The sequence below is a fragment of the Sphingobacterium sp. GW821-FHT03E03 genome (genome assembly GCF_059420745.1).
The window spans coordinates 240,514-264,802 of record NZ_JBWKUH010000002.1 but is presented as its reverse complement, the minus strand read 5'-3'; the positions used below and the strand labels follow the sequence as shown (position 1 = coordinate 264,802).

Genomic DNA, 24,289 nt, shown 5'->3' with positions numbered 1-24,289 from the left:
GTCTTTTATAGCATAACGTAACGAACTTTCTTTTGCTACAAGAGGGTGATTTATTTTAATCGGATATACTTGATACTCTTTCTATTCCAGGTATAGGTGATATGTATTAGACCAGTTTTATCTTGTATAATGGTCGGATAAGAATATTCGTCTCCTTTGACCCCATCTTCCAAGGTTAGTGTATCATGCCAGTGAAGACCATCATGGGATGTTGCGACATGGAGTTTTGTTCGCCCTTCCCACCAGTCATTTCCAGCTATTGCTGGATTGTAAACGATCATAAATAGTCCATTTTTCAATCGGATGGCATCAGTAGCCGAGTTGGGGTTGAGCAGGTTGGTTGCCTTCCAAGGTCCCCAGCTGTTGCCTTGGTCAGAGGAAAAAGCACTCATTACTTTATTTTCTTTACTACGACAAAGTACCTGGAGGCGGCCATCTTTGTGTGGAACAATACTGGGCTGAATGACTTGAATACTTGTGTCAGGCCGAATTGTATGAATAGACCAGGTTTTACCGTGGTTGTGACTGATTTCTATATGTGCTTTCCAGATTTCGTCTTTTGATTCAGTACTGGAAGGAGATAGTATATTCCCATTAGATAATGTAAATGGTTTGTTTTTGATTGGTCCGAAAATACCATCAGGTAATGCCTGTGCTGCAGACCAGTGATGACCTTTGTCTATGGAATATTTGACGTAGCCTTTCCATTCGCGTGGATTAGGGCCAATTTTATAAAACAAATAGAGGGTATCGTTCTTTGATTGTTGATAGAGTACAGGGTTCCAGGTCGGATAACGCTTGTCTGCAAGAATCCCGTCAGCGATTTGGACTGGGGATTGCCATTTGCCATTTGTATAATGAGAACTCCATATTACCACATCGGGATTGGATTCATGTGTACCGCCAAACCAGCAGGCCAGGAGGCTGTCTTTGCCAATGGATTGTATGGTTGAGGCATGGCATTGTTTGAAACTGACCCGTCCCTCTTGGAAGATCTGCTGGGACGACATTATCTGCGGCTTATAGCTTTTACATGAATAAAATGTTAGGAGTATTAATGCTAAAAATAAGGTTATTTGTTTCATTCTGTTAGTATGTGCTGCTAAGTTCACCAGTGTTGTTTTTTTATAGCTAGTGTCTTTAATTATTCGGGTATTAATTGGGGACAGAGGTCGGGACGATTTATATTTGCTGGTTTTCAGTAGTCAAATGAAAGCCTTTGAAAATACCTGAAGTCGATCATCGTTATCGGATAATAAAAAAGCAGCTGATGTAATTCAGCTGCTTTTTTATTATTTGCTTTGCAATTGAATCGCGGTAGCATAATTGAATCTGGTGCCCGGACTTCTCAGGGTGATCTGATTGTCACGTTGTGACCAATCCAAGCGACCTTTGTGGCCCAAAATTGTGATTTTTTTCACTTTAAAATCCGCTGGAACCTCAAAGACATATTCATTAGGTTGTTGATAAGCGTCTCCCGCTGAAAGGTGAAATACATTAACGATCTTGCTGTCCTTACTTCTGGTGTAATAGTAATCACCTTGATGATAAGGGGCAACGGTACGTGTTGCATATACGGCGCTTTGATTGATTTTCATCCAAGCTGATAATTCATTTAGACGATCATAAGCTGCTTGGTCATAATCACCTTTGGGGCCAGGGGCGATATTAAGTAAATAGTTACCACCACGGGAAATAATCTTGACAAGCGTTTCGACAATCTTCTTTGTTGGTTTGTAATTGTCATTTGGAACATAGCTAAAGGAGTCTCCCATAGTGATGCAGCTTTCCCATGGAATATCCAATGGATGCTCAGGGATAGCCTGTTCGGGTGTCACATAGTTTTCCCAGTTTCCGGGAACAGTACGGTCTACCACGATGAGGCCTGGTTGATTTTTTCGAGCCATACCACCGATACGGTCCATGTCAATATTTTGATCCACCTTGATTGTCTGTTGCCAGTCTACTGACTTGTCTACAGTTTCTAAGGGACGTACTTGTCCACCATCCAACCATAGAATATCCACTTTACCATATTCCGACGTTAGTTCATTGATCTGGTTGTAGGTGAAATCTTTAAATTTCTGCCAACGTTCAGGATATTTTTTCGGATCATAATTTACATTTCTGTCCTTAGGTGGGAAATAGGGCCACCAATAATATTCAGAGTGCCAATCCGGTTTGGAGAAATAAGCTCCGATTTTGAACCCGTCGTTGCGAAATGTATTAAAGATTTCTTTGGTCACATTTGCCTTTGGGTTGGAGGAGAAAGGCGTTTTGGTAGAAGTGATCTTATAATCCGATTCTTTGGTGTCGAACATCGCAAAACCATCGTGGTGTTTGGTTGTAAAGACCACATATTTCATTCCGGCTGCTTTTGCTGCGTCGGCCCATTTTTGAGGATTGAAATCCGTCGGGTTGAATGTTGTCTGTAGATTTTCGTAATTCTTGAGGTATTCAAAATAGGTTTTACCATGCTCTGGTTTGCGCTGTGTCCAGCCTTCATCTTCGGGGCAGATACTCCAGCTCTCAACAATTCCCCATTGACTGTAGGTTCCCCAATGCATGAAAAGACCGAATTTCATGTCCTGCCATTGTTCGAGGTTTTCGATCACTAAGGGATCTGTCGGTTTTTGGTAGCCACCGGATACATTGTGTGCCTGCCCAAAAGTCAATGTGGCGGTTGTTGCCAGTAGTGCGGTTGATATAATGGTTGTCAGTTTTTGCATGTATAAATATAATGAAAATGATAATAAGAAAGCCACCCGAGAGTGGCTTTCTGTAGGAGATGTAGAGTTGATTAATTGACGTCCCAGAAGATTTTGGTATCACGTGTATCTTTTGATCGTACAGCTTCATAATTTTCCGAATTATTGGAAATTTCACCTGTAGGGTATAAGAATCTTGCTGGTGGATTCGCATAGTTTGCTAATCCAGCTTTTAAAATAGTGATTTTAGGATACCCAGTTCTTCTATATTCCGACCAAGCATGCTGCGCTTGTAGGAAACCATAGTGAAGCCATTTTTGAGTAAGAATCAAATCTAGCTTAGCCGTAGAACTTCCTGCATATTTTATCGTTGAATTTTCTACAAAGTTATTTATGATAGCATCCGATGGTTTTATTTCAGCTTTCAGACCTTCATTTGCCATCAAATTATTCAAATAATAATAGAAGGACACAGATTGTTTAATTGCCACTTCGTATGCATTTTTTGCAGTTGCATCGCTTCCCCAGCGAAGGTATGCTTCTGCTTTGTTTAAATTCGTCTCGGATGCAGTCATTACAATACCCGGAAGTAATTTGTTATCGAAAAATGTCGCCGAGTCTAATACTGAATATTTTTGGTAATTTGTTAAGATATCGTTTTCCGTAAATGTAATAGGCATCGCTTTATATTCCTTGTTAGGCGTAAAAATGCCATCTTTGGTTACACCAAATTTATCATAAAATACAGGTATACGTGGGTCATTTGCTGGTTTCATAACCATATTCAGCATGTAATCCGTTGCATATTGATTATTTCCTTCCGTCAGCGCATCTCTCAATGTGGTCGTATTTGTTGTCAATGGCTGCAATAGGATGTCAGCACTAGCAGCGATATAATTTGCATCGTTGCCGCCATCAACTAAAGGATAATTGGATGGATTGTTTAACATCTCCATAACCTCTGTTCTTGCTTTACCCTCATCGACATTTGAAATCCGCATCAATAAACGTAAACGCAAAGAGTTGGTATATCGTCTCCATTTATCAGCGACACCTTTGCTCAAAATATCGTATTTAGAGAAATATGGCGTAGTGGTAGCTTTGGAGAAATATGTGTTTATTACTTTAAGATCTTCAATAAAGGAATAATAAAGATCCTTTTGATTATCAAATTTTGCCTTTTTTATGGTTCCGTTTGTCGGAAGGCTGCCAGCTTCAGAAAATGGGATGTCACCAAAATTATCAATTAATTTTGATGCTTCATCGTAAACTACCACTTTCGCCGCCTGTAGGAAAATTTCCTGATTAGCTTTTTCTTCAGCTGATAACGCAGCATAAGCGACTTCCATCTTTCTGTAAACACCTAGAACACCAGGAGAATAAAAATCTTTCCAGTAATCATATGAATAGCTATCATTTGGCTGATACATATTATTGGATGGAATAAAAGAAGATGTTTGTGTATAGATAGATTGTCTTGACAATATGAAGGTTCTATAGTGCCAATAAGATGGTCTAACTCTGTCATTATTCAAGATGTCAGTAAAGAAACCAGATATACTGGCTTCAGTAGTTTGATCAGGATTTTCAAACGCATCTTCCAGTTGTGTCTTACATCCTGTAAGACCTAAGGTAGATAACGCGAAAAATAGGGTTATATAAAATGATTTTTTCATGATTAATTGCGATTAAAAATTAGCATTTAGTGAGAAACCAAAACTTCTTGTTGCAGCATTTGATCCTACATCTACACCTTGAGACCACCATTGATTTCCTACTGGAGATTCTGGATCGAGGTTTTCAAGTGTTCTATGGAAATAGAATAAATTTCGTCCTATTAGAGATACCCTTACGTTGTTTAATTTGAGTTTTTGTGTTACAGAAGAAGGAATTCGGTAGCTAATAGATAGTTCACGCATTTTTATGTACGAATTGTCATATATAGCACCTTTTTCAGTCCACGAATCAGCTCCCCAATTAAATGTATTCATGTAATAGTCTGCGGCACTGAGGTGTACGTCATTCTTAGCACCTGTATTTTGGTTTACGCCATCCAATGTGACACCAGTATCTCTATATTCTAAGGTGTTTTCGTACATACCAGCACCCATTGCATATTTCTGATTTTCTGAAACCATTTTCCCCCCGAAGCGGTAGTCAACTGTAAAATCTAGAGACCAGTTTTTATAATTGAATGTGTTTGTCATACCGCCAATTGCTTTCGGCAATATATTACCAACATGTTTATACTTTGTTTTGTCGATAACATAGTAGCCCTCGTCAGAAATCAGATTATTACCCTTTTCATCTTTAGCAATGTCATAAACATATATATTGCCTAGCTTTTCACCTTCTTTGGCTACTATACGTAAGGAGTTTTCATCTGCACTATAAAAAGTTAATTCACTGACGCCAGGAGCTAGCTTTTCTAAAATAGACTTATTGAAGGAGTAATTTAAGCGAGCATTCCAGCTAAAGTTTTCTCGTTGTATAGGCGTACCATTTAATGAAACCTCCAAACCATTGTTAGCAACGCGTCCTACGTTAACGATCTGGGTTGTTGCACCGGTGGAAGCAGGAGTGGTTAATCCAAGAATCTGATTCTTGATATAGTTGTCATAATAGCTGACATCCAATCCTAATCTGTTTTTCAAAAACTTCATCTCCAAACCGAATTCCCATTCGTACTTAGTTTCTGGCATCAAACCCAAATTACCATAAGAAGCACCATAAGTCAATGAGGGAACAGAACCATTAATAGTGGCAATTGCAGATTGAGAGTTGGCAATATTCGCAGCATAAATAGGAGCGTCGTTTCCGACCACACCATAAGAAGCTCTTAATTTACCAAAAGTAAATTTATCGTTCTGTAGGCCGAATGCTTCACTGAATATAAAACTTCCACTGACAGAACCGTATTGATAGTTATTGTTCGCTATTGGTAATGTTGATGAATATTCAGATCTAAAGGTACCATCTAGATAGGCAAAACCTTTGTAACCGATATTTGCCATTCCAAAATAAGCATACTTTAACTTCTCTTTTCGTTCATTTGAGGTTGTTAATTGTCCGTAGCTATTATTTAGACTGAACCAGTTTTCTGTAACCAAACCACCTGCAGTTGCTGAAGACTGATCATCATAATTTTCCTGGCGGGATTGGAAACCTGCACTCACACTGTAATCCCAATCTGTACTAATCTTATTCGCATAAGTTAACAAGACGTCACCATATAAAATAGAGTAGTTACCTTTTGATGTCTCAAAACCTCCTGAACTGCTACCCGTGGAATTATAGCGAGTGGCATATTCGTTGTATTTTTTATTTGTAATTGCAGCAGATGTAAAGTCATTACCGATACGTCCTCTCAGTTTCAAATGATCAACAATATTCCAATTTAATGTTGCACTTGTTAACAATCGATTTTCGGTTTCATCGTAACTATTTCGATATTGTGACCAGAAATAATCAAGTAAGTTATATGGTCGGACAGTGTAAGCAAAGTCTTCTTCGCGTCCCGTTCCAAAGGCTGAGTATTTATAACCGTCTGTTGTTTGATATTTTTCTTTTAAAACGGACATGTCTTCTGTACGGCTGAAGAAGCCTCCAAAGCTACCCAATACCTGTCCCAACAATTGTGAGCGGTTTTGTGTATTCGTATTGGTATAGTTTGCAACGAGATCTAAAGAGAGCTTATCGTGCATCTTTACCGAACTATTTAAATTAAAGGTATTTCTATTTTGCTTTGAACCCGGACTTGTACTTTTGTAGTCCATACGTGTTCCGCTCAAGCGATAGTTTATTTTTTCTGTCTGGTTGGAAATCGCGAAGTTTATATTGGAGTTGTAGCCTGTGTCAAAAATATCACGATAGTTATTTTCGCGGGCTTCATATTTTTTCGTAGAACCATCCCACCAGCGAACATCCTCTCCTGTAAATTTAGGACCGAAGTTTCCATAAGAACGGAAATAAGGGCGTCTTCCAGAAGGTGATTTATCATCGATTATCCAGCCTTCTTCTGTAGCGCCGTTCGCTAAATTTGTGGCAGCATCATAGCCTGGGCCGTAAACATTCTGAAATTTAGGCAAGAAAGCAGCACGTTCTAATGATCCTGTATAGTTGAAATCAACACCTAAGCCTCTTCCTTTAATCCCCTTTTTAGTCGTGATTACAATTACGCCACTGGCTGCATCAGAACCATAAAGGGCACTCGCAGCAGATCCCTTTAAAATGGACATACTTTCAATGTCGGCTGGATTAATATCCAGCATACCATTACCCCGGATACGCTGATCGTCCCAGTAATTATTATTGTTTGATCCTTTGCTTCCATATTGTTCGTCATTACGGATAATCACCCCATCGACAACGTATAATGGTTGACGCTGATAGTTTAGGGAATTGATACCGCGGATCTGAACATTAACAGCACTTGAAGATCCTCCCGGTGCTGTAGTGATCTTAACCCCTGAAGCCTTACCATATAAAGCAGAACCAAAGTTGGTGTTTCCTGCTTTAGTCAATTCTTCGGCTTTGATTGTGCTTACTGCATAACCGAGCGCTTTGGCCTCCCGTTTGATGCCCATGGCTGTGACGACGACCTCTTCTAAAGCCGAAGCATCTTCAGTCAATTTAATGTTAATTGTTTTTGTGGATCCAACGACAATCTCTTGAGATTTGTACCCGACGATGGTTACGCGTAAGGTTTCGCCCTGTGCGGCTTGAATTGTAAATGATCCGTTAGCCCCTGTTTGTGTACCTCTAGTTGTTCCCTTTACAGAAACAGTAGCACCAGAGATAGGTCCATTAGCATCTGAAACTATTCCAGAAATGCTTTGCTGCGCGTAGAGCGATGTTGCACTAAAGAGTGTACATAACGCCAATCCTGCAGTTTTTTTGTAAAATAGACTCATGTTTTAGGTGTTTGTTTAAAAACGTTAGTTAATTATGTTGGTAATGTATTTTTCTATAACCAAGGCTGTTGTGCCCATTTGTTGTGCTTTTTTGTGTAATGTTGAAATTTCAAGGGTAGTCTTTTTGGCGATTTTTGGAATGCTATATTCATTCACGGCAACTTGTATATGAGGAGCAAGAATATGCCCGATCTCTGCACCTCGACCGCTAATAATAATTTTATTAGGATTGAGTATATGAATTAATGTGGAGATTCCTTTCCCTAATAGATAGCCAATCTTCCCAATATTATTAATAGCTACTTGATCCCCGATTTGTACTGATTTTATCAGTGCCTCAACTTTATTGTTCTGTTCTAGCTCTAATTTCTCATAGATTGAATATGCTCCCTTTTTGATATCTTTTTGGATATTTCGGATAGCAGCGCTAATTGATGCCTCTACTTCCAGACATCCTCTCTTCCCACACGAACATAACGTCAGGGTATCAGAAAGTGGGATATGACTGAATTCTCCGGCAAATCCGGAGGTTCCTTTGAATATATCGTCATTGATCAGTATACCAAGTCCAACCCCCCAATTAAGATTGATGACAAGTGAATGGCTGGAGTCTTGAGCTTCACCGAATTTTTTTTCAGCCCATGCGACACAGCGTGAATCATTGTCTATAACAGCAGGAATTTCAAATCTATGTTCGATTTGCTCACGAATATTGTATAGGGGCGAATCTTCGCTGTAGGATTCATTTAACCCTGTTTCGGAATTAACGAAGCCGGGCATGCTAATTCCAATACCTATAACTAAATGTTTTCTTATTTGATGTTTTGAAAGAAAATCTTCTAAAGAATCCATAATTATGGCGGACGCCTCTGAACCTTTCAGATCAATTGGAATATTATTTTCGGAATGAAGTACTTCAGTTCTCAAATTAGATGAGGCAATTGAGGTATAAAACTGATCAATGGATAGGCTTAAAACGATATGATTCAAGTCTTCATTTAGCATATATTGAATAGCCTTCCTCCCTCCAGTAGAGGCTGCATACCCCTTCTCCATAATGATATCTTTCATAAGCAAACCATTTAATTGCTTGGTCACTGAGGGTATACTTCGGGACAATGCGTTTGCTATCTCTGCAATCGGTTGTATTGGCCGGTAATACAAATTTTTTAATATATCGACAACCATATTAGTTCAACTTCAGTGAATAGTGATTTTGGTTTGTAAGTTTAAACAGATATTATTTTACCTAATATCTAAGTTAGTATGCACAACGTTAGTCTTTTCCAAGTCCGAATAACTGAATGAGTTGCGATCTAGACTATGTTGATGTGATAAAGATATGTAGTATTTCTATTAAGTTCAAAATTCTTTTTAAATTTTTTAAAAAGAATTGCTAAAATTATACACATAATACATAAGATGGCTATATCTTATCGTAAAATTGAAAATATTATATGTAACAATTTGTTTATATTTATACAGGTGTTTGATCAGATTTCAAACCAATTACCTCAATTATAAATAAACAATTATGAAAAAAAATCAAATTTTCAAAAGCTTGCTATGCTTAGGAGCTATCCTAAGCTTTGGCTTCACAAAGGCAGATTTAAATTCTAATGCTGAACGCTATTTAACGGCTCCTTCTTCAAAATCGAAAATGGTTATTAAGGCAGCTCTGCCAACGGTACTGAATGGGATATGGAGCGAATCGGCCACAATAGGTTCTGGTCCGATGCCGGCCATGAATTTCGTTGCTTTATATCCCAATAGATGTACTGATGCCATAGATACGGAATGGCAGGTTTCACCTTCGGCAACAATTACATACGATTCGGGATTGGATTGTCTCTTGGAAAACCATACTGGTGTACGGATACAATTTTCTAATAGCGGTACATATACAGTTTCGGCGCGGGTAAAAAATAAAGATGGGGTTTGGACGAATTGGGCTTATACGACAATTACCAAGATGTAGACTCAAGTGATTTTTTCAGGACGATTTAATTGGTAACATATCGGATATCCGCATCATTATGATTAGATTGATTACTCAGATAAATTCAAAATGGTCGTATTGAAAAATTCGGGCATAAAGGCTATATAAAAAAAGGAGGTGTAACATAAGATACACCTCCTTTAAATTTGACTTGTCGTCTAAAAAACTATTTCTGTTTTGCCCACCAAAGTGGTGTCAAGACTTTATCAGCACCACCCAATAGCGATACCGCATTTTGGTATTCAGCAGGATCAGTATCCCTAAATGAAGAAGGGAATGCTAATCGTTGTGGAAAGAATTTGATATTGCTTGTCATAAAGTTTGCTGATGTAAGATCAGGTAAGTTTGGTAAAGCATTTTCAATTGCAGGATTTTCATAGAAAGGTAAACCCAATCTTCTTTGATCATTCCAGGACTCTAATGGTAACCAAGGTAAATTGGCGATGAATTTTTGGGTAATAATTTTCGTCAATAAGTCATTGCGTACTGTACCATTCTTGTAAAGAGAATTGACGGGATATTTAATGCTTACTGTACCAGCAGCATTGGTATAACCATCGATATAATCCATGGTATGTGCATCTCCTGGTTCCGCAATATGTGTAAAACTAACTGATGTACCTACTCTGTTATAATCCGTAGAGCTTAGGTATTCCGAAGCAAACTGACCCACTCCCCAGTAATCAAAATTAGCTCTGACACCATTTTCATAAGCTGCCTGTGCTGTTGTTCCTGTTATCCATCCTTTTAGCGATGCTTCAGCTAAAAGGAAATATGTCTCCCAGTTGGCAAAGAAGATGCGACTATTTGCGCTTCTTCTGAACTGAACGGCGATTGCTGGAACTTTACCAACTAATGTGCTTCTTAAGCGGTTGTTTGTTCCCTTTGCAGCCCAGTCGCCTAATGAGAAGGCATTCCAGGTATATTTTGTGTTTACCGCAATTTTGGTATTGCCATTCACTAAGGTGTCTACCGTTTTTTTAGAATCGTCGCCGTTATCGAAGAAATTGCTATTGTTAAAATCTCCGGGGATAAAAAATGCTTTTAACGCACGTGGATCTATTTTATTTGGTAGACCATCCAACCAGTAACCCGCAGAAGGGTCATTAGTCTTACTCGTGAAATGATTACTGTAACGCTTGCCAATATAGTTTTCGGCTTTAATTGAAGACTTCAGATCTTGAGCAACTTGCTTTTCTGTTTGAATTCCACCTAATCCAAGATAGAGATTATTTAATGTCGCCGAAAGGGCCTGATAGTTCCAACTACGGCTCATGACACCTGTCAAAGGATCCCAGCCATCTTTCTCGGCAACAGTAAAGTTGTCAGTTGTATTGCTGATGTACTTATTGGTAGCGACAGCGGCTTCAAACTCTGATTTTGCTTTGTTTGCATCAACCTCAGATAGGCGCATCGCCAAACGCATCCGCATTGAATTAGCATATTTGATCCACTTCTCATCATTAAACCCATAGGCACGGTCAAACTTGACAACATCATCAGGAACCTTAATGCCAGGTTTCATTTTGGATGTCGCATCTTTAAGCTCATCGAAAAGATAGTAGTAAACATCTTTCACCGAACTGTATTTAGGATTGACTCCTTCTGCAAATGCAATAGGGGTAGGGCCAAAATTATCCGTTACCTCACTGATCAGGTATGCTCTCCAGATACGGGAAATCTGTAATAAATTATTGGTATAATCTTTTGCGGATCCAGCATTGATTTCGTTTGTAGCAACCTCAATTCCTTTGGTAGCATTTTTGATCCATTCAGCTGAATATCTATAATACTCTTTAGACCAATCATCATTTACTGTTCCAGTAGCTAAACCATTGGTCATATGCTGTCTTCCGGTTGTTTTCCAGTCGAGCACAAAGATACGCTCAGCGATATTGGGATCTTGCTGTGCGCCAGTAAGTGAATTGTTAAAAAAGAATTCTATTTTGACCTGATCGTCATTGGCCTTATACGGATTGACGTTCATCTCTTCAAATTTAGAGCATGAGCTGATTACTCCTCCCAGAAGTACTGCAAAACCTATTTTTGATATGATATTTTTCATGATTTATCGTTTTTATTGATTAGAAGCCTAAAGTGACATTAAGGAAGAATGATCTGGATGTTGGCGTAGAGAAGTTCTCAAAACCCGTCGCATTCGAATTGATTGCGAATACAGATTCTGGATCTACACCATTTGCATAACTTTTAATCATCCAAAGATTATTTCCTGTCAAGCTAACTTTAGCGCGTTGTACAATGCTGTTGCCCAGTATGCTTTTTGGGAAATTGTAGCTTAATGTCACATTTCTCAAACGGATATTGGTTGCGTCATACACATTTTGTTCTGTAATACCGTAGTTTCCTGAAGTGGAAGTCACTTGCGTCCAATATAATTGTTGGGTCGTTTGTGTGGTGTTTTTTGTATATGATCCATTAGATGCAATCACACCATCCACGACAAATGGGTTACGCTCACCGTTTGGTGCTGTAATCTCCGCATTACCATTAGCCTGTAGATTGAGATTTGTTCCTGAGAAGAACTCTCCACCAAATCTTCCGTCTACTTGGAAGCTTAATCCAAAGTTTTTGTAAGCAAAATTATTGTTCCAGCCTACTAGTGCTTTAGGGGCTTGGTTTCCAAGTTTGTGAAGGCCACTTGCAGCTTGTGGCAATCCGCTGCCATTTAAGATCAATTGACCATTGAATTCACTATTCGGATCTTCAACTCTTAGAAATTTAGTGCCATAAATATCACCATATAATCCACCTTCAAGTGCACGGATAGAAACGTTGTCATAAGATCCTAATGGATACATGTCCACTCCTTCAGCAAGACTGATGATCTTATTTCTGTTTCTTGAAAAGTTCAGGCTTGAATTCCAGGTTAATTGATCTTTATTGGTTAATATCCTTCCGTCCAATACAATTTCAAACCCTGAGTTCTGAATATTTCCAGCATTGATTTTTTCATATTCATAACCACTATAAGGGTTCATCGGAAGATCAATCAGCTGGTTGGTTGCATTGGTTTTATACCAGGCAAAATCCAATCCTAATCTGTTGTTGAATAATCGGGTGTCGAAACCAAATTCGATGGTTTTGATTAGCTCGCTCAGGATGCTAGGGCTATATTTGGTATTCCCCATACCAGCTGTCGTATTACCATTTGGATCTTTCCCAATGTTGTAAACGTTATACAATTGGAAGGATGGAAGATCGTTACCAACCTCTGCATAGGATCCTCTCAATTTCGCAAAAGATAACCAGCTAGGTAATGAACCCCCAGTTTTGTTAATCATATCCGAAATTACCCATGATCCACTTACAGAAGGGTAGAAGAAAGATCTGTTGTCCAATCCTAGCGCTGATGACCAGTCATTTCTTCCAGTTACATTAAAGAATAGGTAGTTGTCGTAATTGATTTCCGCAGTAGCGTATAGTGAGTTGATCTGCTTTTGCAATAAACTCTGTTCGATTGTAGGAAAAGATTTACTGTTGTTGATGTAGAACAAGTTTGGAACCTGAAGTTCTCCTGTACTTGCATCTATCCCAGTAGATCTCGTCTTCATAATTTGTCCGAATACGGAAGCAGATCCACCCCATTTTCCGATCAAATTATCTTTACGCGCATTTAACGCAACAGTGAAGTTGTTTTCAAAGAAAGTGTTTTTACCTACGCCATAACTACCGCCTGTAATCAATGGGCTACCACCGTAAGTTTTGTTTTCATAATTGGTCGTATACTGATCACGTCCAAATCTTGCTTCCGCATCTAACCAATCATTGAATTTGTACTTGATGTTTCCATTCATGATAAAACGGTCACGAATATCATTGTTCAGACGGTATTTTTCCAACCAATAGGGGTTCATCGTTTTATTCTCACTTGTTCCATACCAAGCCATATCCCCCACTGCATTCAATGGATTCTTAAAGTCAAGAATATTCATGGAACGAGGCATGGTAAACAATGTGCTATACACATTTGAATTATTCTGTCCAGAGATAGGTCTGTTTTTGGCGTTCATATTCATGTACTGCACCTTGACATCTGTAGTCCAGCGTTTATCAGGGCCAAATGATGAAGTGACCTTAGTCATCAAATTGATTCTCTCTAATGAAGAACCCGGGATCTTACTTTGATCATTTAGATAGGTCGCAGAAGAATAGATGTTGGTCTCGCCCAGCTGTTGTTGAAAAGCAAGGTTTTGTGTATGATTAACCCCCGTATTGAAGTATGCACCAATATTGTCATATACCTTGCTTACTTTATCGCCCCAGCTCGTTGTGCTTATTGGATTATAAACACCATCTTTTCCTTGGCCATAGCTATTTTGAAGCTTTGGTGTCATGAAGATGGTTTCAAGGCCGATGGTTGAAGAATATGTGATACCAGCACCTTTTTGCGCTTTACCTGATTTGGTTGTGATGACGATGGCACCATTACCAGCTCTTGATCCATATAACGCTGATGCCGCACCGCCTTTAAGGACAGACATACTCTCGATATCGTCGGGGTTGATATCGCCCAATCCGCCGCCCATATCGGTCGCTGGATTCCACATGTCATTATTTTTATCACCATTTCCTTTCATACCGCCAAGGAAATTATTCATCGGCACGCCGTCAACAATGATTAACGGTTGGTTATCTCCAGTAAGGGAGTTGTTACCGCGAAGCGTGATCTTAGTCGAAGATGCTGGACCTGCAGAACCTTTGATCACTTGAAGTCCGGAAACTTTACCAACTAAAGCATTCGCAACGTTGGTTTCTTTGGCATCTGTAAGTTGTTCGGATTTAACCTCTTGAAAAGAATAACCTAATGTTTTCTTTTCTCTTTTTATACCCATTGCCGTCACAACGACTTCGCCTAATGTCGAAGCATCTGCGGTCAATGTAACATTAATCGTTTTAGTCGAACCAACAACGATCTCCTGAGTTTTGTATCCGACGATTGATAGACGGATCGTTTCTCCTGGAGCAGCATCGATAGTAAATGATCCGCTGGCGTTTGTTTGTGTTGCCTTTGTAGTTCCTTTGACTGCTACGGTAACCCCTGAAACAGGTCCCTTGTCATCGGATACTTTACCCGTAATAGTTTGTTGTGCATAGAGGGCGGAAGCACTAAATATAGTGCATAATGCTAGCCCCGTTGCTTTTTTGTAAAATAGACTCATTTTTTAGGTAATTAAGTAAAGAGTTTAATTCGTTAAAATGCGATTGATATAATGTTCGACAACTAATGCAGTTGTCCCTTTTTGTTGTGCAGTTTTGTGTAGCTCCGAAATTTCTATTTCGGTCATTTTTGCTATTCTCGGGATACTAAATTCATTGATGGCATTCTGGATCTGTGGACCTAATATATTTCCGATCTCAGCTCCTCGGCCACTGATAATAACTTTATTCGGATTGAGGATGTGAAGCAGGGTAGAGATGCCTTTTCCGATCATAAAACCGATCTTTCCGATATTGTAAATAACCAATTGATCGCCTATTTTTGCAGCCTCAATGAGCGCGTTATTTTTGTTGCTCATGGTTTTGATGAGCGTACTGTAGATAGAGTATTCTCCTTGTTGGATGGCTATCTCCGTTTGCTCTATGGCAGATTTTAAAGATGCTTCTACTTCGAGGCAGCCCCTTTTTCCACAAGAACATAGACTGTTGGTGTTCGAAAGGGGGATATGACTAAACTCACCAGCGAAACCCGTAGCACCAGTAAAAATTTCACCATTAATGATAATCCCTAAACCTACTCCCCAATTCAGATTAATGACTAAGGTATGTGTACTGTCTACTCCACCACCAAATTCCTTTTCGGCCCAAGCGACGCAACGAGAATCATTGTCGATTATCGTTGGAATATTTAATTCTTTTTCAATTAAATCCTTGAGATGATGGATCGGTTCATGATCGGCAAATGAATCATTGACACCGAGGGTCGTATTGACAAAACCAGGCATGCTAATTCCTATTCCTATAATTTTGGTCTTGTTTACATTGTGACTATTGATAAGCATCTTGAGCGCTTCAATAATCTTAGGGCCAGCAACGGACTCGTTGAGGTCTATTAGAATGTCTACTTGCTCATATAGGATTTCCTGTCTCAGATTGCTGATATGGATGGATGTATAGAATTGGTCAATTGATATGCTTACTATGAGATGATCGACGTCATCATTTAATGCATATAATGCAGCTCTTCTGCCGCCAGTGGATGCGGCTAAACCCTTGTCTGCAATAATGTGCTGATCTAACAATTCATTAATTGCCTTTGTAACTATAGGGGTGCTTTTTGCCAGACTTTTGCAAAGTTCAGCAATAGATAACTCCTTCAGATAATACAGATATACAAGGATTTTCTCCTTCAATTCCATTACGTTATGTGGGGATGCGTTAGTGTTTTCCCATTTAGTGAGCGCTAAAGATATGTTATTTTTGTGTTAAGTAAAAATAACTTTTTGAATATTTTTAAAAAGTATTATATTTTATGTACCTAATTTTATTTTGTATAAAAGAAAAAACGCCCCAAATTTTGGGGCGTTTTAGAATGAATGGGTATTTATGTTTTTATTTTACATCCCACCAAACTTTTACTTTTTGCCATTCCGTACTATTAACTTCTTCTTTTGTAGCCTCTAATGTGTTTTCTCTATTATATTGATATTCCTTATCCGCATAATTTAATCTTTTTATTACACCAAATTCTTTTTCATACAAATCGTTGCTTACCGAAGACTTTGGTGTAGCATCCGTTTGCCGTGTTAAAGCCCACGCTTCGTATGGTTGTCTAAAATTATCTAACCAACGCTGTGTATAAATTAATTTCAGCGCATTTGTAGGAGTCAATGTAGTGGAAAAAGCAACTTTCGGATTAGATAAGATGGCATTTAATTGCGTGCTGGTAGGTAAAGAGGTCGGTTTGTTCTCTTTCCAGACCACGCTTTTCATCGCCATCGTCGTCCAAAAATTAATGGATGACTTGACCCCATTTTCATATTCTGTTTTGGCTGTAGATAAACTTGCTGCCCCCCCAATTCCTTTCGCCGCTGCTTCTGCTTTTAGAAAATAGACTTCTGCTGCGGTAATAATCAATTCTGGGATATTTTTGTCGCGACCAAAATAATAATTGAAATTTGAGATCAGGTTCCCTGCTCCTTTATTGGACCAGTCATCATCTCTTCTCCGGTTATAGGGTTCGCCACCATCGGACATGGCGACGTTTTGCGGTTTCGGTGCCCATTCATTTTTAGCATTGGTTTCAAAAAATATTTTAGCTCTTGGATCAAATATCCCCGAACCATCTTTGTTATTATTGTTGCTCAGCATTTCCCAAGCGGTACTCCCCATGCGTAAATATATTCCGGCGTGGAATGACCATTCGCGCCATTCACCTGTGAAATTTTGCACAGCAGGTGTCAACCCGATATTTTCAATATTTTCTAGAAGTGGTAAGGCCAATGCCTCTTGTACATGGGTGGCTGCTACAGTCCCATTTGCATCGTTCATGCGTAAAGCATAACGTAGTCGCAGTGAATTGCCAAATTTTTTCCATAGAGTAATATTACTATTTAGCATGGATTCGGATGTTCCTATGTTAATCTGGTCGGCAGAGCTGCTTAAGTTTGCTACTGCTGTTTTTAAATCATTTAATAAGCTTTCATAAATACTTTTTTGATTATCAAATGCAGGCCTGTAATTGGTAGGACCTTGGTCAGCCATGCCGGCCTCAGAATAGGGGATATCGCCAAAAACATCAGTCATTTTAAAGGTCTTATAGGCCTTTAGAATCGTGAGCATGGCCTGTACGTTTTGATACTTAGCTTTGTCCGGCGATTCATTGATCATTTTTTCGGTTAATCGAATGGAAATAAGTGCCCTATAATAGTTTTCCCATAATTCGTTTGAAGCGTTTTGCATGGAATATCCAGAGTTTCCAACGGTTGTTCCTAGCTGTGCGATGGGGTAGATCCAAGTATTGGCGGTCGCTTGTTCCTGGGCACCAAGTTCGATACTCGCCACAACGCCATTAAAGAGACTTTTTATGTCTGCGGTTTGTGCGTCTTTCCAGGGCGCATTCATTTCATCAAAATCTTTGGTACATGATGTTGCTAAAGCTGTTCCCAAAAATAGTGAACTATATAAGAGTGTTTTTAGATATTTTCTTTTCATGATTTCCAATTATTAAAACGATGCACTAATGCTAAAACCTAGAGAACGAACACCCGGAAGGGCTCCGAATTCAATACCCTGTGCGTTACCTATTCCGTTAACTGCTTCTGGATTTAAATTATCCGGTAAACTTGTGTACAGATAAAATAAATCACGACCTATTAATGAGGCGGACATTCCTTGGAAAAATTTTGTCTTTTGTACTACAGACTTTGGAATCTGATAGGTTAACCGAACTTCACGGAGTTTTGCCCAGGAATTTTCCAAAACTGCCAAACTTCTAGGCATAGGGATGTTAGACCAGGCTGCATAGGAGCCTGCATATTTCCACATATAGTGAACGACATCTTTATTTTCCGTTCCATCGGCAAATACGCCGTCCAGAATTACACCATGATTTGCTTTAGATCCATCTGGGTAGGTATAAGCTAAGCCACCACCATCTCTTTCTAACAGCGTTTCAGGAGCCAAACCATTTCCCATGGCTGTGGAATAACTTCCACTCCAAATATCTCCACCCCATTTGAAATCAACTAAGGCATAAAATGAGAAATCTTTGTAACGCAGATTGGTTCCTAGTCCCCCTGTTAATTTAGGATTTGCGTTTCCGATTGGTACTTGATTCGTTGTAACTTTATAACGCGTACCTGTGGGATTACCTTGTCCATCCAATACCCGTTCTACGATCCGCTTGCCTGTTTTCTCATCATATTGAAAGTCTGTTCCATAAATTGTCCCAAAGTTGTCTCCAACTTTAACTTTCATCGTTACGCCTTCGTTTCCAAACATTTCATCTAAGTAATATTCGTCAATTCCTGGAGCCAATTTAACAAGCTTATTTCTGTTTTGCGCTCCGTTGAGTGTTAGATCCCATGAAAAATCCTGTGTTTTTATTGGTGTTGCTCTTAACGTAAATTCAATCCCTTGATTTTGGAGTTCTCCTGAATTTGTTCGTACACCAGTAACACCTGAAGAAGGAGCAACGTTTAGGTCAATAATTTGATCAGTGGAATTGACTTTGTAGTAAGTAAAGGTCAATCCCAGGCGGTTTTTCAAAAAGCTCAGATCTGTTCCGAGTTCATAGGAAGTTGAACGTTGTGGTTTCAGTAAATCTACCGGCAATAAATTATTTGAAATTTTGCGGAGGGCCTGGCCATTGAATGTTCCGGTACTATAAATATAAGATGTCTGATAAGGTTTAGTTCCGATCGCACTTTTTGCAAATGCGGCTCTTAATTTTCCATAATCTAACCAATTGGGTTTGCCTGCCCATTTTTCGGTAAAGACATAACTCAATGAGGCGGCAGGATAATTGTAGCTTCTTGTTTTGCTTGGCAGGGTTGAAGCCCAGTCATTTCTGAATGTTCCTTCAAAGAACAGGAAGTTGTCATACGAGATATTGGCTATTCCAAACAAAGAATTTATTTGTTGCTCCATCCGTTCTTCGTTGGGTATAAAACCAGATACGGTACCATTTCTATTGATATTGGCTAAATAAAATAAAAATGGATCATTAAACGGGCCGTCATTAAATCCTTGGATACCGCGATAATTGGATTTCCAGGAACTAGCTCCGACCGAAAAACTGCCGCTAAACTTGGATCCATTGAGGTTCTCTTTATGTGCAGTTGCCAAAAAGTCGAGATTTCGATCAGTCGTTTTATAAAGCTCATGTCCATATTTTCCTTGTAGCCCTTCTTTATCGGTTGGATAGGACTTTTTGTCAAATTCATCTGAAGAAAAATTTCCAGAGGCTCTACCCATTAAAGTTAACCAATCTGTTAATTCAGCATTTAACTTTACGGTTCCTAATAGCTGATCACGGTTCAGTTCAGTATTGTTCATGAAAATGTTCCAATAAATATCCTTTCCGTATCCACCATAAGGATATCCCATATTGTACACCGAACCATCTAATAAGTTTTTGCTGCCATCTGGATTTCGATAGATGTCTTTTTCTAAATTTTTATAATCTCGGGACATACCATAAGTTGAAAATTTACCCCAAGAATTATTGCTATTTCCTACATCGGGCGAATTAAGACGGTAGAAATTAATATAGCTTGCAGATACATCTGCGGTAACTTTCTTTGATATTTTTACGTTCGTCCCTAAATTGAACGTGTTATTGTTAAAATTACTATTGGGAATGATAGAGGTGTTGTTTTGGCGTGTATAAGATAAGCGTACACTTCCAAGATCATTAGCACCACTAAAAGCAACATTATGGGTTTGTGTATTACCAGTACGGTAGAATGACTTAATATTATCGGGCTGTGGAGAATAATTCCTTTTTGTTCCATCCCACCATAGGATTTCTTGCCCCTTCATTTCGGCTCCCCATGAAGCACCTGTTCCGTACCAGCTAAAGTAGTCCCAGGTATTTTTTCCTCCCGGGACAGTACCGTGACTAAGCCATTTCTGGTCGGTAATATTTGTTCCGGACCAAGGGTCTGCGCCTGGGTATCTTAATTGACCTTTAGCGTCTACAGGCAAGGTTGGAATGGCCGAATATAGCGCGATAGCTCCACCATACCCATATTTATTTTGCATTTCTTGATAACGGACGGGGTCGTTGGAACGAAATGAGTAGTTATAGTCAATTCCAAGTCCTTCTTTCAGTTTTCCTTTTTTTGTTGTTATTAAAACAACACCATTGCCACCTCGCGCACCATACAGTGCGGCCGCGGTAGGACCCTTTAACACGCTGACGTCTTCAATGTCATCCGCGTTGATAAAATTTAATATCGATCCCCAGTCCTGATAGGATCCATTCGCTTTCGTGATATCATTACCTTTACTAGTAATTTGATTGTTATCTATGGGCATGCCATCAACGACATAGAGCGGTTGATTTGCTCCGGTTAATGAAGCTGCACCACGTATAACTACGCGTTGAGATCCGCCTTCAACACCATTCGACATGCTGATATTCATTCCTGAAACTTTTCCCATTAATCCGGTGGCAACAGTTGGTGCATTTGTTTGGGTAAGTTCACGACCACCAACTTTTTGTACTGAATAGCCCAGTGATTTGGCTTCACGTTTGATTCCTAATGCTGTAACGACAACTTCATCCAGGCTTGAATCATCGTTAGAGAGGGTTACATCGATAGTCTTTGTTGCATTGACTTGAATTTCCTGAGGTTTATATCCGACTATGGATATACGTAACGTTTCTCCTTGGCTGGCTTGGATCGTAAAACTTCCGTTTTCATTGGTTTGGGTAGCTCGATTAGTTCCTTTTACGGAGACTGATACCCCAGCAATTGGTCCGTTTGCGTCCCTTACTGTACCCGTAATGGACTGCTGTGCATATAGCGATGTGACACTAAATATGGTGCACAACGCTAAACCTGCAGCTCGTTTTTGAAATAGACTCATAATGTAGGTGTTTGTATGAAAATAGTTTAGTTAATAATATTATCAATCAAGTGATCAGCAACCAATGCTGCAGTTCCCATTTGCTGCGCATCTTTGTGTAGTGACGAAATTTCTATTTTCGTCATTTTTGCTATTTTAGGAATACTGAATTCATTAATAGCAACTTGAATTTGGGGTGCTATGATGTCACCTACTTCTGCTCCACGGCCACTAATGATTATTTTGTTTGGATTGAGAATATGGAGTAATGTGGAAATGCCTTTCCCTAACATATAGCCAATCTTTCCGAGGTTATTAATTGCAATTTGGTCGCCCAATTTTGCTGCTTCGATCAATGCATCTGCTTTGTTGGAATTTACTTTAACAAAGGTTGAATAAATTGAATATTCGCCATTCTCGATATCGGATTCCGTGTTTTGTATTGCAGCGTTCAAAGATGCTTCAACCTCTAGGCAGCCTCTTTTCCCACAAGAACAGAGCGTATTTTTGTCAGATAGCGGGATATGGCTAAATTCGCCTGCAAAACCTGTTGCACCTTTAAAGATCTCCCCATTTATAATGATTCCTAAACCAACACCCCAGTTTAAATTGATAACGAGTGTATGCGCGATGTCCACACCGTGACCGAATTCTTTTTCTGCCCAGGCGATACAGCGGGAGTCATTGTCGATGACAGTCGTTATGTTTAGTTTTTCTTCAATTTGTTTATAGAGGTGGTGAAGGGAGGAGTTTTTAGGATAAGAGTCGTTGATTTTTTCTTCGGGATTAACGAATCCGGGCATACTGATACCCACACCAATAATGTTTTTTTTATCGATTTCGCTCTCTTTGACTATATCTTCTAGCTTCTGAAGAATTATTTCCCCGGCATTCTGTTCCTTGAGGTTAATAGGTACATCTTTTTGTTGGGCAATGATGTTATGGGTCAAATTGGAAATCGTGAAGGAGCTATAATGTTGATCTATGGCGATACTGATGATAAGGTAGGGAAGTGTATTATTTAGACCATATTTGGAAGCGCGGCGTCCCCCGGTTGATTCGCCTAAACCGTTATCAAGAATAAGTCCTTGTTTAACCAGCTCGTTAATGTTTTTTGTAACGATTGGTGTACTTTTTGAAAGATTTTTTGAGATATCCGCAATTGATTGCGTCTCATTATAATATAATAATCTTAATATGTCGGCTTTCATCGGTATAATTGGCTTGTGAAAGAATCGGTTATAATTGTAATATAAAGATAAAGTATTTTGTGTATAAGTTCAAAATACTTTTTAAATATTTTTAAAAAGTAGAAAGCCTAGACTTGATTCTAGGCTTTCTGTGCGGGTAAATATTAAGCTAAGTGTTATTCGAAATTGGAATTGCTCCAATAAGGATTTACATTTCTTAGATTTTGCGGTACCCAAAAGATTGGATTTGTGAAATTGTCATCAGATTTGACTTTCGCATAATTGTCTGGGTTTGTTTCCTGTTCCCCTGTAGGGTATCTAAGGCGCTCGGGAAGCGGTTTCATCACTTTTCCGTTGAAGGTCATTGGCTCCAATTTTGGATGTCTCGTACGACGCAGTTCGGTCCACAATTCGTAAGGACACATGATATTCAGGTGAATATACTTTTGCTGCATAATGATTTCAAGCTTATCATCTGTGCTTGTTTTCGCATTATATTTGGTAGCAACAATATTGGCGTAGGCCGATACAGTTCCTGCATCTGGTTTTGTCGGATGTAATATTTTTTGGTTCGTTGCGAATGAACTTTCTGCATTGCGCGCGTACCAAAAATCTGTGGAATTGCCGATTGCATTTTTGATATGATCACTTGCAGTTTTTCCTGTATTACCTAAGTTTTTTAATGAGACTTCAGCAAGGATCAAATCAACTTCTGCCTTGGTCATCATATAGACGGGAAAGACGTTATTCATCGTAATTGTCGCAAAATTATAAAATGATTTGGAGTTTTGCTTGAAATGTTCGTTGATATCTCCGTCTAATCCTCCAGTATAGTATTTATCTCCAGCATTATATGGCGCTTTTTGAGCGTCTGCATTCATGCTGACTCCTCTATAATCACCAATACTATTTGTGAAATCACTGTATTTGGTCGGAAATGCAATAACAGGTAACCTAGGATCATCTGTTCCGGCTTCGTATTTTGTTGTGCCGTAATTCATCCGTTTCATAATGATATCGGTAATAAAAGTGCCGGGCCATGCTTCGTATAATCCTCTTGTCCACTCTCCACCTCCTTTTACATCCAATTTATAGGGCATCTGCCAAATCAGATCAGTCTGCGGTAAATTGTTTTTGGACAATACATCGTTAATATGTGTCTTGGCAGTCGTCTCATCCACACCAGAAATGCGGAGCGCATATTTTAAACGTAAAGCGTTCATATATTGGATCCATTTATTAATATCCCCGTGGAATGCAAAATCCTGGTTTTGGAAAACGGCAATAGCAGAAGGAGTCATTTTGGCTTGGACCTTGGGCAGTTCTTCAGAGATTTTCTTTAAATCGTTTAAGACACTGATATAGATTTCTTTTGGGTCATCATATTTTGGAAAAAACAAACGTTCTTTTCCGCGAAATGCTTCTGAATAAGGAATTGCATTGTAAAAATCAACGGTCATTAATGCAGCATAGTCCTTGATAACGGTTATTAAATGATAGTAAATTATATTATTGTCTAATTCTTGTCCTGAGACCTTACTTAGGTTGTCTTGAATAACTGGCCAGGCATTCGCGTTTTTATAAAAGCTCCCCAATCTATTTTGCCATAATTGATTTTCACTACCGAAAGCATTAGCGCCCGAGAGATCATCATATAAACCAAACCAAGCATAGCGATCGGTGATGTAACGTTGTGATACTTGTGAATACCCGGATACTCCCAAAGCACCCGTGCCAGCAATTTCCCACCACCATTCACCATAATCTTGGACATAAGTTTTCCATTTATAGAGTGTTGAAGAGAACAAACCGCTAAATAGGTTTCCGGTTTTGTTGTAATTTTCTGGATTATAAAACTCTTTATCTAAGGTTTTTTTGCATCCGCTAAATAGGATACAAGCGGAGGCTAATAATACTGATATTTTTTTCATAATTGAATGTCTA

At 39.0% G+C, this 24,289-nt stretch carries 13 protein-coding genes; 1 reads left to right on the top strand and 12 read right to left on the bottom strand.

Translation table 11 applies throughout. From position 1 onward, the window contains the following. Positions 1 to 50: 50 nt before the first annotated feature. The 5 genes from AC07UV_RS04460 to AC07UV_RS04440 all read right to left on the bottom strand — a co-directional run bounded on the left by AC07UV_RS04460 (position 51) and on the right by AC07UV_RS04440 (position 8,692). Complete coding sequence (locus tag AC07UV_RS04460; protein ID WP_495182860.1) at positions 51 to 1,010, bottom strand: sialidase family protein; 960 nt, start codon at positions 1,008 to 1,010, stop codon at positions 51 to 53. 282 nt (positions 1,011 to 1,292) lie between these two features. After that, positions 1,293 to 2,729 (bottom strand): alpha-L-fucosidase, encoded by a 1,437-nt coding sequence (locus AC07UV_RS04455; protein WP_495182859.1) that lies wholly within the window; start codon positions 2,727 to 2,729, stop codon positions 1,293 to 1,295. A gap of 71 nt (positions 2,730 to 2,800) precedes the next feature. After that, positions 2,801 to 4,384 carry a SusD/RagB family nutrient-binding outer membrane lipoprotein gene (locus AC07UV_RS04450; RefSeq protein WP_495182858.1) on the bottom strand — a complete coding sequence of 528 codons (1,584 nt, stop codon included), beginning with the start codon at positions 4,382 to 4,384 and terminating at the stop codon, positions 2,801 to 2,803. 12 nt (positions 4,385 to 4,396) lie between these two features. Beyond that, positions 4,397 to 7,621: a SusC/RagA family TonB-linked outer membrane protein gene (locus tag AC07UV_RS04445; protein WP_495182857.1), complete on the bottom strand. Its 3,225-nt coding sequence runs from the start codon at positions 7,619 to 7,621 to the stop codon at positions 4,397 to 4,399. A 24-nt stretch (positions 7,622 to 7,645) separates the two neighbouring features. Next, the gene (locus AC07UV_RS04440) at positions 7,646 to 8,692 is read right to left on the bottom strand and encodes an ROK family protein (protein WP_495182856.1); all 1,047 of its coding nucleotides are present in this window, start codon (positions 8,690 to 8,692) and stop codon (positions 7,646 to 7,648) included. A 463-nt stretch (positions 8,693 to 9,155) separates the two neighbouring features. Here AC07UV_RS04440 and AC07UV_RS04435 point away from each other — a divergent pair, with 463 nt between their 5' ends. Beyond that, positions 9,156 to 9,599, top strand: coding sequence for a hypothetical protein (locus AC07UV_RS04435; protein WP_495182855.1), 444 nt, complete (start codon positions 9,156 to 9,158; stop codon positions 9,597 to 9,599). Between the two features lie 187 nt (positions 9,600 to 9,786). Here the strand turns inward: AC07UV_RS04435 and AC07UV_RS04430 are convergent, their stop codons facing one another. From AC07UV_RS04430 to AC07UV_RS04400, 7 genes are all read right to left on the bottom strand, one after another. Then, a complete protein-coding gene (locus AC07UV_RS04430; protein ID WP_495182854.1) occupies positions 9,787 to 11,685 on the bottom strand; it encodes a SusD/RagB family nutrient-binding outer membrane lipoprotein in 1,899 nt (632 codons plus the stop codon). Positions 11,686 to 11,704: 19 nt separating this feature from the next. Beyond that, complete coding sequence (locus AC07UV_RS04425; RefSeq protein WP_495182853.1) at positions 11,705 to 14,800, bottom strand: SusC/RagA family TonB-linked outer membrane protein; 3,096 nt, start codon at positions 14,798 to 14,800, stop codon at positions 11,705 to 11,707. A 24-nt stretch (positions 14,801 to 14,824) separates the two neighbouring features. After that, positions 14,825 to 15,991 (bottom strand): ROK family protein, encoded by a 1,167-nt coding sequence (locus tag AC07UV_RS04420; protein ID WP_495182852.1) that lies wholly within the window; start codon positions 15,989 to 15,991, stop codon positions 14,825 to 14,827. Positions 15,992 to 16,190: 199 nt separating this feature from the next. Further along, positions 16,191 to 17,792 carry a SusD/RagB family nutrient-binding outer membrane lipoprotein gene (locus AC07UV_RS04415; protein WP_495182851.1) on the bottom strand — a complete coding sequence of 534 codons (1,602 nt, stop codon included), beginning with the start codon at positions 17,790 to 17,792 and terminating at the stop codon, positions 16,191 to 16,193. A gap of 12 nt (positions 17,793 to 17,804) precedes the next feature. Continuing rightward, on the bottom strand, positions 17,805 to 21,176 hold the full coding sequence (locus AC07UV_RS04410; RefSeq protein ID WP_495182850.1) for a SusC/RagA family TonB-linked outer membrane protein: 3,372 nt from the start codon (positions 21,174 to 21,176) through the stop codon (positions 17,805 to 17,807). Positions 21,177 to 21,202: 26 nt separating this feature from the next. Beyond that, positions 21,203 to 22,366, bottom strand: a complete 1,164-nt coding sequence (locus AC07UV_RS04405) for an ROK family transcriptional regulator (RefSeq protein ID WP_495182849.1) — start codon at positions 22,364 to 22,366, stop codon at positions 21,203 to 21,205. Positions 22,367 to 22,521: 155 nt separating this feature from the next. Beyond that, a complete protein-coding gene (locus AC07UV_RS04400) occupies positions 22,522 to 24,276 on the bottom strand; it encodes a SusD/RagB family nutrient-binding outer membrane lipoprotein (RefSeq protein WP_495182848.1) in 1,755 nt (584 codons plus the stop codon). Between the last annotated feature and the right edge of the window lie 13 nt (positions 24,277 to 24,289).